This window comes from Kitasatospora sp. NPDC093550, from assembly GCF_044764985.1.
Taxonomy (GTDB): domain Bacteria; phylum Actinomycetota; class Actinomycetes; order Streptomycetales; family Streptomycetaceae; genus Kitasatospora.
The window spans coordinates 175121-187365 of the sequence record NZ_JBIWJF010000005.1 but is presented as its reverse complement, the minus strand read 5'-3'; the positions used below and the strand labels follow the sequence as shown (position 1 = coordinate 187365).

Below are 12245 nucleotides of genomic sequence, written 5' to 3'. Positions count from 1 at the left end.
CGGTGGACTCCGAACGGCGGACCTGGAGGGGGCGAGGGGGCATGCGTCAGACAGCGGGGCGGGCGGTGCGGGTGAACGGCCGGACCGTCCACGTGGAGGAATCCGGCAGCGGAGCGGACTGGGTGGTCTTCGAGGCGGGCGGCGGGATGGGCCGCACCTGCTGGGACCCGGTGGTCGCGCTGCTGGCGGACCGGGCGCGCGTGGTCGCCTACGACCGCGCCGGCTTCGGCCGCAGCGGCCGCACGGTGGAAGAGCTGAGCATCGACGAGATGGCCGCGGACCTGGTCGCGATGGTGGAGGCGGTGGTCCCCGGCCGCTTCGTGCTCGTCGCGCACAGCATGGGCGGGCTGGTCGCCCGCCGCGCCGTGGCGGGACTGGGGTCGCGGCTGCGGGGGCTGCTGCTGCTCGACCCGGCGGCGGAGAGCGCGCCCGTCTACGACACCTTCGACCGGACCGCGGTGAAGGTCGACCGGGCCCTGGGTGTGACGCAGGCGCTGTGCCGCTCCCGGCTGCTGGCCCGGCTGGCCGGCGGGGAGCTCCGGCGCCACTACCCGGCGGACACCTACACGACCATGCTCGCCGAGGACTTCGTCCCGGCGGGCATCGCGCAGACGCGGAAGGAGATCAGGGCGGTGGCCGCGGCCGTTCCCCGCTTCCGTGCCGATCCGCCCGACCCGCCGACGTGCCCGACCGTCCTGCTCTCGGCTTCCCGCCCCCAGAAGGGCCGGGGGCGGCACCACGCCGCCCTGGCCGAGCATCGACGGCGGTGGGCCGAGTCACTGCCGAACGGCCGGTTCGAGACCGTGGACTCCGGCCACCTCATCCAGGCCGAGCAGCCGGGGATCGTCGCGGACCGGGTGGAACGCCTCCTCGGCCGGACGGGCCCGGAGCGGTGAACGAAGGCGCGGGGCGAGGGCGCGGGCCTCGACGAGACCTCGACGAGACCTCGACGCCCGCCCCGAACCGTCCGGCCCTCAGGTGTCGTTGAGGGCGTAGCTGCGGAAGGTGGCGAGCAGGGGCAGGACTTCGGTCTTGCCGGGGTCCTCGGTGACGGCGCGCATGGCGTCGATCACGGTGTGGGCGATGATCTTGGTGACGGCGAAGTCGTCCGGGGCGGCGAGGGTGCCCCAGGCCTTCAGGGTCTGGGTGAGCAGGGCGCTCATCCGGGCGCCGATGTTGGAGCTGACCGCGTCGGAGATCTCCGCGAGCTCCTCGTCGCTCATGCTGGAGCGCAGGCCGAAGGCCAGGGCCATCAGCGTGTCCATCGCGTGTTCGCCGTACGCGGCGACCAGCGCCGGCAGCGGCTGTTCACCGGCGCCGCCCGCCGCCAGGGCGGACAGCGCCTCGTCGTCGTCCTTCCACGCCGCCTCCAGGGCGGCCAAGGCCCGCAGGGCCTCGTCCACGGTGAGCCCGTCTGTCATGGGAGGAACGGTATTCAGCCAAGGGCCGGGGCTCCCACGGTTCGGGGGCGGAGATCACCCCTTCGAGCGAAGCCGGGCCTATTCGGGCCGATGGCTGTGCGCGAAGTGCTCCGCGTTCCAGGTTCCGCCCAGCTCAGGGGCCAGCGAGGCGAGCGCGAGGGCGGCGAAGTCCTCCGCCCTGCCCGCGCGTTCGGGCAGGGCGCCGAGCAGCGGGGCGCCGGCGGAGCGCGGCAGGTCGGCGAGGTTGCAGCGCTCGGCGAGGCCGGGGTCCGCGGGCCAGGAGCCGACCAGGACGCCGGTGAGCGGGAGTTCGCGGGCGGCCAGCGCCTCCGCCGTGAGGGCGACGATGTTGAGCGTGCCGAGTCCGGCGGAGGCGACGAGCAGGATCTCGACCGGCAGCCCGGCGTCCAGCACGGCCCGGGCCTGGTCGGCGAGCGTGCGGCCCTCGTCGTCGTAGCGGACCAGCAGGCCGCCCGCGCCCTCGACCAGTACCAGGTCGTGGCCGGCGGCGAGCCCGGCGACCTCGGCCACCACCTCGGCGGGGGAGAGGTAGGGCCGTCCGGAGCGCCGGGCGGCGGTGTCGGGTGCCAGCGGCTCGGGGTAGCGGACGAGCTCACGGTACGTCAGTTCGCCTGCCAGGCGGACGACTTCGGCGGTGTCGCCGGGCTCGTCGGCGGTCACGCCGGTCTGGCCGGGCTTGAGCACCGCGACCTTCAGCCCGGCCCGCAGCGCCGCCGAGGCGACGGCGGCGGTGGCGACGGTCTTGCCGACGTCGGTGTTGGTGCCCGTGACGAAGAGGATGCGCGCGTTCATCCCGCCACCGCCGCGGCGGTCACGGCGGCAGCGATGCGTGCCACGTCCTGGTCCTCCGTCACGTAGGGGGGCATGGTGTAGATCAGGTCCCGGAAGGGGCGCACCCAGACGCCCTCCCGGGCGGCCGCCTCGGTGGCCGCCCGGACGTCCACCGGGTGGTCCAACTGCACGACGCCGATGGCGCCCTGGACGCGGACGTCCTGCACGCCCGGCAGGTCGGCCGCCGCCGCGAGGCCGTCCCGCAGGCCGGTCTCGATGCGCTTGACCTCCGTCGCCCAGTCCTGCCCGAGCAGCAGGTCCAGCGAGGCGTTGGCGGCCGCGCAGGCCAGCGGGTTGCCCATGAAGGTCGGGCCGTGCGCGAGCACCGGCATCTCGCCGCGGCTGATGCCGTCGGCGATCTCGCCGGTGCACAGGGCGGCGGCCAGCGTCAGGTAGCCGCCGGTGAGCGCCTTGCCGAGGCACATCACGTCGGGCGATACGCCGGCGTGGTCGGCGGCGAACAGGGCGCCGCTACGGCCGAATCCGGTGGCGATCTCGTCGAAGACCAGCAACACCCCGTACCGGTCGCAGAGTTCGCGCAGCATCCGCAGGTACGCGGGGGAGTGGAACTGCATGCCGCCCGCCCCCTGGACCACCGGCTCGACGATGACGGCGGCCAGCTCGTCGGCGTGACGGGCCATCAACTCCTCGAACTGCGAGGCGTACTCGGGGTCGAGCGGGGCGTCGAACCCGGCCGGCGGCTGGGGCGCGAAGAGCTGCCCGGGCAGCACCCCGCCCCACAGGTGGTGCATCCCGCCGTTCGGGTCGCAGACCGACATCGGGTGGAAGGTGTCACCGTGGTAGCCGCCGCGCCAGGTCAGCAGCCGGCGCTTGCCGGGCCGCCCGATCGACTGCCAGTACTGCAGGCACATCTTCATCGCGACCTCGACCGAGACCGAGCCCGAGTCGGCGAGGAAGACGTGCTGCAGCGGCTCCGGGGTGATCTCCACCAGCCGGGCCGCCAGTCGGACGGCGGGCTCGTGGGTGAGCCCGCCGAACATCACGTGGCTCATCCGCCCCAGCTGCTCGCGCACGGCCTCGTCCAGCACCGGGTGCCGGTAGCCGTGGATCGCCGCCCACCAGGACGACATCCCGTCGACCAGCTCGCGCCGCCCGCCGGCGACCGGTTCGGCCAGGCGCAGCCGTACGCCCGAGGCGGACTCGACCACGTACGGGGTGACGGTGCCGGGCATCGGCCCGTACGGGTGCCAGACGTGGGCGCGGTCGAGGGTGAGCAGCGTGTCCGCGGACAGCTGGGGCATGGTGGGTGACTCTCCGGAGCGCTAGAAGGGTCAGGCGTTGGGCGCGAGTTCGGTGCCGGCGCCGCGGCGGCGGACCTTGACGAGGTCGCTGCGGAGCTCGTCGTTGCCCTCGGCGGGCTCGTTGCCCTCGGTGGGCTCGGCGGCAGCGGCCTCAGCGTTCTCACCGGCCGCCTCGACCGGCGCGGCCTGCTCGGCCGGCGCGGCGTGGGAGTGCCCGCCGCACGGGCCGCAGCCCCCGCCGCTGCCGCAGGCCGAGGCCGCGGTGCCGCAGCCGCCGGCCTGGGCGGCCGCGGCGACGTCGGCGCGGTGGCGCGGCAGGGTGGCCTCGCCGGCGCCCTCGACCTCGAAGCCGGCGTCCTTGATCATGTCGAGGTCGGCCTGGCCGGCCTGGCCCTCGCTGGTCAGGTAGTCGCCGAGGAAGATGGAGTTGGCGATGTGCAGGCCGAGCGGCTGCAGGGTGCGCAGGTGCACCTCGCGCCCGCCGGCGATCCGCACCTCGGTGTCCGGGTTGACGAAGCGGACCATCGCCAGGATGCGCAGGCAGCGCTGCGGGGTGAGGTTCCACTCCTTGGCGAGCGGGGTGCCCTCGAAGGGGATCAGGAAGTTGACCGGGACGGAGTCCGAGCCGAGCTCGCGCAGCGCGAACACCACGTCGACCAGGTCCTCGTCGCTCTCGCCCATGCCCGCGATCAGGCCGGAGCAGGCGGACAGGCCCGCGCCGTGCGCCTTCTGCACGGTGTCGACCCGGTCCGCGTAGGTGTGGGTCTTGGTGATGGTCCCGTAGGTGCTCTCGGAGGTGTTGAGGTTGTGGTTGTAGGCGTCGGCACCGGCCGCCTTGAGGCGCTCCGCCTGGTTGTCGGAGAGCAGGCCGAGGCAGACGCAGATCTCGACCTCGGGGTCGGCCTCCTTGATGGCGGCCATGGTGTCGGTGACCCGGTCGATGTCGCGGTCCGTCGGGCCGCGGCCGCTGGCCACCAGGCAGACCCGCTTGGCGCCGCCGGCCACGCCCGCCCGGGCGGCGTCGGCGGCCTGGTCCGGCTTGAGCCAGGTGTACTTGAGGATCTCGGCCTTCGACCCGAGCCGCTGCGAACAGTACGAGCAGTCCTCCGGGCAGAGCCCGCTCTTGAGGTTCACCAGGTAGTTGAGCTTGACCCGGCGGCCGAACCAGCGGCGGCGCACCTTGCCGGCCGCGGCGACCACGTCGAGCAGCTCGTCGTCGGTGGTGGCGAGGACGGCCAGGGCCTCCTCGCGGGTCGGGACGTCGCCGCGCAGGCCCTTGGCGGTGAGGGTATCGAGCAGATCCATGGGGTGATCCTGCCTGCTGGCCGTCGAGCGGCGCCAGAGCAAACCCGCCAGAAGATCGGTGCGAGGATGTGCCGATTGCCACAGTGTCGAAGGTCACGGCTCCGCCGCAGGTCACGCGCTTGACGCGGCGCCGGGCCGAAGGTTACCGGCGGGTAGTGGAAGCCGGCGGGGGACGATGATCCACAACCCCCGCCCCCGTGATCCAGGCCACCTCCGGGGTGCTTAGAATCTGCGCCATGACCACGCAGGGGGAGCGCACCCCGACTCCGGGAGAGGGCCGGGAAGGCCAGGCAGGACAGCGGACCGGCGGGGGCGCCGGCGCGAGGGGTGCCTCCGCCGGGGGAGCCGGTGCGACGGGTGCCGGTGTGACGGGAGGCGACGCGACGGGTGCCGGCGTCGGCACCGGACGGCGACCGGTCCGCCGGCTGAGCGGCCGTCGGGCCGCGGGCTGGGTCGTCGTGGTCGGTGTGGTCGCGGTCGGCGGATGGATCATCACCCGCCCGATGCCCGGCGACTACATACCCGGGCTCGGCCCGTCCAGCAAGGACGCCACCAAGGCGCCGCGGGTGGTCGGCACCCCGCCGCCGCGCATCGACACCGAGGGCCTCAACGTCGACGACTACTTCCCCGCCCAGCGGCTGGTCGAGGTCGGCACCTTCAAGGCGCGGCGCAACGGCGTCCGGCAGGGCGAGAACTGCGCCGAGGTGCTCCAGGACCGCGCCCAGGACCCGCTGAAGGACAGCGGCTGCCAGGCGTACCTGACCGTCAGCTTCAGCGGCCAGGACCGCCCCGTGCTGAGCAGCGTCACCCTGCTGCGCTTCGCCGACCAGACCGCCGCCGCCAAGGCCGCCGACGCCCTGCGGGCCAAGCCCGGCTCGGTCGCCTTCATCCTCGCCGACGCCTCCACCGCCCCCGCCCAGGCCGCCGGCGCCAAGCCGGGCGGCGACCCGCGGGTCGAGGCGGTCGGGCACTACGTCACCGTCACCAGCTCGCGCACCGGCGACGGCCGCCCGCCGGGCACCACCCCGAGCGTCACCGGTACGCCCACCGCGCCGACCCCCACGCCCAGCGGGACGGCGGCGCCCAGCACCGAGCAGACCCTGGACGAGGCCACCCGCGCGATCTCGTACGCGGTCGGGTCGCCGTTCGTCTGGATGTGACCCCGGGCGCGGTGGGCCCGGCCGCCCACTGCCCGCCCGAAAACAGCCCGAGGGGGGCCCGGCAACGCCGGGCCCCCCTCCACGTGATCGACGGTCCGTCAGCCGCCGAGCCGGTCCACCGCCGTGACCCGCAGCACCGCCCGGCCCTCCTCGTCCGAGCCGTACAGGTCCACCTCGGCGCTGATGCCCCAGTCGTGGTCGCCCTCCGGGTCGTCGAAGATCTGGCGGACCTTCCAGGCGGAGTCCTCCTCCTCGATGATCAGCATCTTGGGGCCGCGGGCGTCCGGGCCGGTGCCGAGGTCGTCGTACTCGTCCCAGTACCCGTCCATCGCGTCCGCCCAGCGGTCCGCGTCCCAGCCGTACTCGCCGTCCAGCTCCGCGAGCTCCTCGTAGTGCTCCAGCGCGCACAGCTCGACGCGGCGGAACATCTCGTTGCGGACCAGCACCCGGAAGGCGCGCGCGTTGGCCGTGACCGGCGCCGGCTTGTCGTCCAGCCGCACCTCCTCGGCCTGCGGCTCGGTCGGGTTGGCCAGCTGCTCCCACTCGTCCAGCAGGCTGGAGTCGACCTGGCGGACCAGCTCGCCGAGCCAGGCGATGACGTCCTTGAGGTCGTCGGTCTTCACGTCCTCGGGGACGGTCTGCTCCAGCGCCTTGAACGCGCCGGCCAGGTAGCGCAGCACGATGCCCTCGGTGCGGGCCAGCTCGTAGAAGCCGACGTAGTCCGAGAAGGTCATCGCCCGCTCGTACAGGTCGCGGACCACCGACTTCGGCTGCAGCTGGTGGTCGCCGATCCACGGGTGCGCCCGGCGGTAGACGTCGTAGGCGTGGCTGAGCAGCTCCTCCAACGGCTTCGGGTAGGTGATCTCCTGGAGCCGCTCCATCCGCTCCTCGTACTCGATGCCGTCGCGCTTCATCTCGCCGACGGCCTCCCCGCGCGCCTTGTTCTGCTGCGCGGCGAGGATCTGGCGCGGGTCGTCGAGGGTCGCCTCGACCACGGAGACCACGTCCATCGCGTACGAGGGCGAGGTCGGGTCGAGCAGCTCGAAGGAGGCCAGCGCGAAGGTGGACAGCGGCTGGTTGAGCGCGAAGTTCTCCTGCAGGTCGAGGGTGAGCCGCACGATCCGGCCCTCGGCGTCCGGCTCCGGCAGCCGCTCCACCACGCCGCCCTCCAGCAGCGAGCGGTAGATGGCGATCGCGGTGCGGATGTGCCGGCGCTGCGCGGCCCTGTCCTCGTGGTTGTCGGTGAGCAGCTTGCGCATCGCCTCGAAGGCGTTGCCCGGGCGGCCGATCACCGAGAGCAGCATCGCGTGGCTCACCTTGAACCGGGAGACCAGCGGCTCCGGATCGGCGGCGATCAGCTTCTCGAAGGTCTCCTCGGTCCAGCCGACGAAGCCCTCCGGCGCCTTCTTGCGCACCACCTTGCGCTTCTTCTTCGGGTCGTCCCCGGCCTTGGCGATCGCCTTGTCGTTCTCGATCACGTGCTCCGGCGCCTGCGCCACCACCTGGCCGACGGTGTCGAACCCGGCGCGGCCGGCCCGGCCCGCGATCTGGTGGAACTCGCGGGCGCGCAGGATCCGTACGCGCTGCCCGTCGTACTTGGACAGGGCGGTGAACAGCACTGTGCGGATCGGCACGTTGACGCCGACGCCGAGCGTGTCCGTCCCGCAGATCACCTTCAACAGGCCGGCCTGGGCGAGGCGTTCGACCAGTCGGCGGTACTTCGGCAGCATGCCCGCGTGGTGCACGCCGATGCCGTGGCGGACGTAACGGGACAGGTTGCGGCCGAACTTGGTGGTGAAGCGGAAGTTGCCGATCAGGTCGGCGATGGCCTCCTTCTCCGCCTTCGAGCACATGTTGATGCTCATCAGCGACTGGGCCCGCTCCACCGCCTCCTTCTGCGTGAAGTGCACGACGTAGACCGGCGCCTGGCCGGTCTGCAGCAGCTCCTCCAGGGTGTCGTGCATCGTGGTGCGGCGGTACTCGTAGAACAGCGGCACCGGGCGGGTCGCGTTGCGCACCACCGTGGTCGGACGGCCGGTGCGGCGGGTCAGGTCCTCCTCGAAGCGGCGGACGTCTCCCAGCGTCGCCGACATCAGCAGGAACTGCGCCTGCGGCAGCTCCAGCAGCGGGATCTGCCAGGCCCAGCCGCGGTCCGGCTCGGCGTAGAAGTGGAACTCGTCCATGACCACCTGGCCGATGTCCGCCCGCGCGCCGTCCCGCAGCGCGATCTGGGCGAGCACCTCGGCGGTGCAGCAGATGATCGGCGCGGTCGGGTTCACGCTCGCGTCGCCGGTCATCATGCCGACCTGCTCGGTGCCGAACATCTTCACCAGGTCGAAGAACTTCTCCGACACCAGCGCCTTGATCGGCGCCGTGTAGAAGGTCCGCTGCCCCTCCGCCAGCGCCGCGAAGTGCGCCCCCGCCGCCACCAGGCTCTTGCCCGAGCCGGTCGGCGTCGCCAGGATCACGTTGTTCCCCGAGACCAGCTCGATCAGCGCCTCCTCCTGCGCCGGGTACAGCGTGATCCCACGCTCCTCCGCCCAGGCTGCGAACGTCTCGTACAGCGCGTCGGGCGTGGCGGGCTTCGGCATCAGATCAAGGAGGGTCACCCGGCTATCTTGCCTGCTCGCCGCCACCCCGGGCAAAGCCCGTCGCCGACCGGCGGAGGCGCCCGCGTTGTGGCGACCGGCCAGCGAAGTGCGCCGATCATGTGCCGAGCGGCACATTGATCCCGCTTCGGGCGGCGTGCCAGAGTGCCGGGCATGAGCCAGCCCCTCGCGTACGGACCGCGTTCCTCCGTCCTCGCCCCCGAGACCGTCTTCGACTGGCTCGACGAGGCCGCCGCGCTGCGGGCCGACGCCGGGCTGACCAGGACGCTGCGCAGCCGGCCGGCCGAGGACCCGGTGCTGGACCTCGCCGGGAACGACTACCTGGGGCTGACCAGGCACCCTGCGGTGACGCGGGCGGCGGCGGAGGCCGCGCTGCGGTGGGGCGGCGGGTCGACGGGATCGCGGCTGGTCACCGGGACGACGGCGCTGCACACCGAACTGGAGGCGGAGCTCGCCGAGTTCTGCGGTGTCGAGGCCGCCCTGGTGTTCTCCTCCGGGTACACCGCCAACCTGGCCGCGCTCACCGCGCTCACCGACCCGGACACCCTGATCGTCTCCGACGCCTACAACCACGCCTCGCTGATCGACGGCTGCCGGCTCTCCCGCGCCGACGTCCACCGCGCCCCGCACAGCGCCCCGGAGGCCGTCGCCGAGGCGCTCGCCGCGCGCACCCCGCGGCGGGCGCTGGTCGTCACCGACTCGGTGTTCTCGGTGGACGGCGACGCCGCCCCGCTCGCCGACCTCTCCGCCGCCGCCCGCGCGAACGGCGCCGCGCTGCTGGTGGACGACGCGCACGGGCTGGGCGTGCTCGGCCCCGGCGGCACCGGCGCCCTCGCCGCCGCCGGCCTCGCCGGGCAGCCCGACACCGTCGCCACCGTGACGCTCTCCAAGTCGCTCGGCTCCCAGGGCGGCGCCGTCCTCGGCCCCCGCCGGGTGATCCGCCACCTCACCGAGACCGCCCGCACCTTCATCTTCGACACCGGCCTGGCCCCCGCCGCGGCCGGCGCCGCCCTCGCCGCCCTGCGCCTGCTGCGCGCCGAACCCGCCCGCGCCGAGCGCGCCCGCGAGGTCGCCCGCACCCTCGCCCGGCAGCTCACCGCCGCCGGCCTGGACTCCTGCCGCCCCGACGCCGCCGTGGTCTCCGTCCGCGCCCCGGGCCCCGAGGCCGCCGTCGCCTGGGCCGCCGACTGCCGCCGCGCCGGCCTCGCCGTCGGCTGCTTCCGCCCCCCGTCCGTCCCCGACGGCGTCTCCCGCCTGCGCCTCACCGCCCGCGGCGACCTGACCGACGGCCAGATCGCCGACGCGGTCCGCACCATCGCCGACCTGGCCCCGACGGGCGCCCGCACCGCATGACCGCCGGGCCGGACGCCCCCGCCCCCGCGCCGGAGCTGCTGTGGGAGGACGTCGCCTGGCTGCTCGACCCCTCGGGAGGCGGCACGCTGCCGGACGTCTACATCGCCGACACCACGGCGGCCGACTGGCAGGCGGTGCTCGACCTGGTCGTCGAGCGGGGCTGGTCGTACGAGTACTCCGAGGGGAGCTCCGTCCTGCCGCTGCCCGGGGCGGCCGCGGTGCTCTCCCGCCCGGCCGATGCGGAGTGCCCGAACCTCCGGGTGTGGCCGGCCGCCGAGGTGTGCGCGATCTTCCGGTTCCTCGCGGACGAGCAGATCGATTTCGACGTCTCGCTCTGGGAACTGCAGGGCCAGGAACGGCTGGACGTCCTCTGCGGCTTCCTGACCGCGATCGGACGGCGGCTGGGCAAGCCGGTGCCGCTGTACTTCGAAGGCACCACCCGGGCCCCGTTCCTCGGCTACGAACCGGACGCCGACCGGGTCCGGGTGCTCTGGACGCCACCCGAAGGGTGACGCCCTACGGCCGCTCCGGCACCAGGAGGGCTTCGGCGCCGATGGGGCGGTAGCCGGCGGCTTGGAAGGCGCGCACGCTGGGGGCGTTGCCGGGGGCCTGCTGGGACCAGAGGGTGGTGCCCTCGGGGAGGAGGTGGCGGGCGGCGGTGGCGAGGGTGCGGCCGAGGCCGAGGCCGCGGGTGTGCGGGTCGACCTCGACGGCGCACTCCCAGCGGCCGGCCACGCCGCGGCCGAGGACGAGCACCCCGCCGTCGGTGGTGAACACCCGGACGTCCTCGCGGTAGCGCAGGGCCCGCACCACCCGGGGGTGGTCGCGGTCCCGCACCTCGGTGAGCGGCAGCGGCGGCTCGCCCGGGAGGCGGTCGGCGACGGTCAGCAGGTCGATGCTGTTGACGATCCGCCCGGTGCGCGCGGCGAGGGCGGTGAGGAAGGGCGGGCAGAGCGGGGCGGCCAGCGGGTCGCCCGGGTCGGCGGCGAGCGTGTCGTGCACCCAGGCCGGGTCCTGGTCGGTGAAGACGACCGCGTGCGCGGCGAAGGCCACCACCCCGGCCTCGTACGGCGAGGGCTGCGCCACCACCGTCACCGAGCCGTCCGGCGGCGGGAAGACCCCGCCCGCCGCGTCCGCCAGGATCTCCGCCAGTCCCCGCACGCCCATGCACGCCCCCCACCGCCGTCGAAGGCGCCAGCCTACGCCGGGTCCTCCTTCTTGCGGGCCCGGCTCGGCTGGACGCGGGTGGGTTCGCCCGCGGCCTTGGGGTGGTCGGGCGGGTAGGGGAGTTCGCCGAGGCCCTCGTCGTGCAGCTGCTTCTCGTAGAGCTCCAGCACGCCCTCCAGGCGGAACGCCTGGCCGTCCATCTCGGCGTTGAGGTCGCCGAGTTCGGCGAAGCGGGCCGGCACGGTGCGCAGGTCGAAGTCCTCGGGGGAGGCGTCGTCGAGTTCCTCCCAGCGCAGCGGGGTGGAGGCGGTCGCGCGGGGGCGGGCGCGCAGCGAGTAGGCGGAGGCGATGGTGCGGTCGCGGGCCATCTGGTTGTAGTCGACGAAGATCCGCTCGCCGCGCTCCTCCTTCCACCAGGCGGTGGTGACCTTGCCCGGCATCCGCTGCTCCAGGACCCGGCCGAGGGCGATCACCGCGTGCCGTCCGTCGGTGAAGGTCCACTCGGGCACCAGCGGCACGTAGACGTGCAGGCCGCGCCCGCCGGAGGACTTGGGCCAGCCGCGCAGCCCGTACTCCTCCAGCAGGGCGCGCAGTTCGTGGGCGGCGCGGACGGCGTCGTGGAAGTCGGTGCCGGGCTGCGGGTCGAGGTCGATGCGCAGCTCGTCCACGTGGTCGGTGTCGGGGCGCCGCACCGGCCAGGGGTGGAAGGTGAGGCAGCCCAGGTTGGCGGCCCACAGGACGGCGGCGGGCTCGGTGGGGCAGATCTCGTCGGCGGAGCGGCCGCTGGGGAAGTTGATCCGGGCGGTGGGCAGCCAGTCCGGCAGGCCCTTGGGGGCGCGCTTCTGGTAGAAGAACTCGCCCTCCACGCCGTCCGGGAAGCGCTGCAGGGTGGTCGGGCGGTCCCGCAGACCGCGCAGCACCCCGTCGGCGACGGCCAGGTAGTACTGCGCGACGTCCAGCTTGGTGAAGCCGCGCTCGGGGTAGTACACCTTGTCCGGGTTCGACAGCCGGACGGTGCGCCCGGCGACTTCCAGTTCCACGGCGGAGCCCATGGCTCTCACGCTAAGCGCCGTACGCCCGGCGCGCGCCCCGAGACCATCGGGGCGAGGATCGGAC

The 12245-nt window shown here is 74.0% G+C and carries 11 protein-coding genes; 4 read left to right on the top strand and 7 right to left on the bottom strand.

The genetic code is table 11. The annotated features are described in order from the left end of the window. Nucleotides 1-41 precede the first annotated feature (41 nt). Nucleotides 42-896 (top strand): alpha/beta fold hydrolase, encoded by an 855-nt coding sequence (locus ACIRD3_RS09915; RefSeq protein ID WP_402213756.1) that lies wholly within the window; start codon nucleotides 42-44, stop codon nucleotides 894-896. Nucleotides 897-974: 78 nt separating this feature from the next. Here the strand turns inward: ACIRD3_RS09915 and ACIRD3_RS09910 are convergent, their stop codons facing one another. The 4 genes from ACIRD3_RS09910 to bioB form a co-directional block, all read right to left on the bottom strand. Further along, the gene (locus ACIRD3_RS09910; RefSeq protein ID WP_402213755.1) at nucleotides 975-1421 is read right to left on the bottom strand and encodes a hypothetical protein; all 447 of its coding nucleotides are present in this window, start codon (nucleotides 1419-1421) and stop codon (nucleotides 975-977) included. A gap of 78 nt (nucleotides 1422-1499) precedes the next feature. Beyond that, the gene (gene bioD / locus ACIRD3_RS09905) at nucleotides 1500-2234 is read right to left on the bottom strand and encodes a dethiobiotin synthase (RefSeq protein WP_402213754.1); all 735 of its coding nucleotides are present in this window, start codon (nucleotides 2232-2234) and stop codon (nucleotides 1500-1502) included. Further along, entirely contained in the window at nucleotides 2231-3535 is a 1305-nt protein-coding gene (locus ACIRD3_RS09900) for an adenosylmethionine--8-amino-7-oxononanoate transaminase (protein WP_402213752.1), read from the bottom strand. Before ACIRD3_RS09900 ends, bioD begins: the two co-directional genes overlap by 4 nt. Before the next feature lie 30 nt (nucleotides 3536-3565). After that, nucleotides 3566-4840, bottom strand: a complete 1275-nt coding sequence (gene bioB, locus ACIRD3_RS09895; RefSeq protein ID WP_402213750.1) for a biotin synthase BioB — start codon at nucleotides 4838-4840, stop codon at nucleotides 3566-3568. 236 nt (nucleotides 4841-5076) lie between these two features. On the opposite strand from bioB, the gene ACIRD3_RS09890 reads away from it, so the two are divergent. Next, nucleotides 5077-6000 carry a hypothetical protein gene (locus tag ACIRD3_RS09890; RefSeq protein WP_402213749.1) on the top strand — a complete coding sequence of 308 codons (924 nt, stop codon included), beginning with the start codon at nucleotides 5077-5079 and terminating at the stop codon, nucleotides 5998-6000. A gap of 98 nt (nucleotides 6001-6098) precedes the next feature. Here the strand turns inward: ACIRD3_RS09890 and ACIRD3_RS09885 are convergent, their stop codons facing one another. Continuing rightward, a complete protein-coding gene (locus ACIRD3_RS09885) occupies nucleotides 6099-8591 on the bottom strand; it encodes a DEAD/DEAH box helicase (RefSeq protein WP_402214039.1) in 2493 nt (830 codons plus the stop codon). Nucleotides 8592-8762: 171 nt separating this feature from the next. Between ACIRD3_RS09885 and ACIRD3_RS09880 the strand changes: the two genes are divergently transcribed. Continuing rightward, complete coding sequence (locus ACIRD3_RS09880; RefSeq protein WP_402213747.1) at nucleotides 8763-9962, top strand: 8-amino-7-oxononanoate synthase; 1200 nt, start codon at nucleotides 8763-8765, stop codon at nucleotides 9960-9962. Continuing rightward, entirely contained in the window at nucleotides 9959-10474 is a 516-nt protein-coding gene (locus ACIRD3_RS09875; protein ID WP_402213746.1) for a hypothetical protein, read from the top strand. The genes ACIRD3_RS09880 and ACIRD3_RS09875 overlap by 4 nt, the downstream gene beginning before the upstream one ends. 4 nt (nucleotides 10475-10478) lie before the next feature. Here the strand turns inward: ACIRD3_RS09875 and ACIRD3_RS09870 are convergent, their stop codons facing one another. Together ACIRD3_RS09870 and ligD are read right to left on the bottom strand one after the other, a co-directional pair. Then, nucleotides 10479-11129, bottom strand: coding sequence for a GNAT family N-acetyltransferase (locus tag ACIRD3_RS09870; RefSeq protein ID WP_402213744.1), 651 nt, complete (start codon nucleotides 11127-11129; stop codon nucleotides 10479-10481). Nucleotides 11130-11161: 32 nt separating this feature from the next. Continuing rightward, nucleotides 11162-12169, bottom strand: a complete 1008-nt coding sequence (gene ligD / locus ACIRD3_RS09865; protein WP_402214037.1) for a non-homologous end-joining DNA ligase — start codon at nucleotides 12167-12169, stop codon at nucleotides 11162-11164. Between the last annotated feature and the right edge of the window lie 76 nt (nucleotides 12170-12245).

What these genes read in the sequence shown, in the direction of transcription:
- ACIRD3_RS09875 (WP_402213746.1), top strand. Translation starts at nt 9,959, where the DNA reads ATGACCGCCGGGCCGGACGCCCCCGCCCCCGCGCCGGAGCTGCTGTGG.
- ACIRD3_RS09885 (WP_402214039.1), bottom strand. Translation starts at nt 8,591, where the DNA reads ATGCCGAAGCCCGCCACGCCCGACGCGCTGTACGAGACGTTCGCAGCC.
- ACIRD3_RS09900 (WP_402213752.1), bottom strand. Translation starts at nt 3,535, where the DNA reads ATGCCCCAGCTGTCCGCGGACACGCTGCTCACCCTCGACCGCGCCCAC.
- ACIRD3_RS09870 (WP_402213744.1), bottom strand. Translation starts at nt 11,129, where the DNA reads ATGGGCGTGCGGGGACTGGCGGAGATCCTGGCGGACGCGGCGGGCGGG.
- bioB (WP_402213750.1), bottom strand. Translation starts at nt 4,840, where the DNA reads ATGGATCTGCTCGATACCCTCACCGCCAAGGGCCTGCGCGGCGACGTC.
- ACIRD3_RS09880 (WP_402213747.1), top strand. Translation starts at nt 8,763, where the DNA reads ATGAGCCAGCCCCTCGCGTACGGACCGCGTTCCTCCGTCCTCGCCCCC.
- ACIRD3_RS09910 (WP_402213755.1), bottom strand. Translation starts at nt 1,421, where the DNA reads ATGACAGACGGGCTCACCGTGGACGAGGCCCTGCGGGCCTTGGCCGCC.
- ACIRD3_RS09915 (WP_402213756.1), top strand. Translation starts at nt 42, where the DNA reads ATGCGTCAGACAGCGGGGCGGGCGGTGCGGGTGAACGGCCGGACCGTC.
- bioD (WP_402213754.1), bottom strand. Translation starts at nt 2,234, where the DNA reads ATGAACGCGCGCATCCTCTTCGTCACGGGCACCAACACCGACGTCGGC.
- ACIRD3_RS09890 (WP_402213749.1), top strand. Translation starts at nt 5,077, where the DNA reads ATGACCACGCAGGGGGAGCGCACCCCGACTCCGGGAGAGGGCCGGGAA.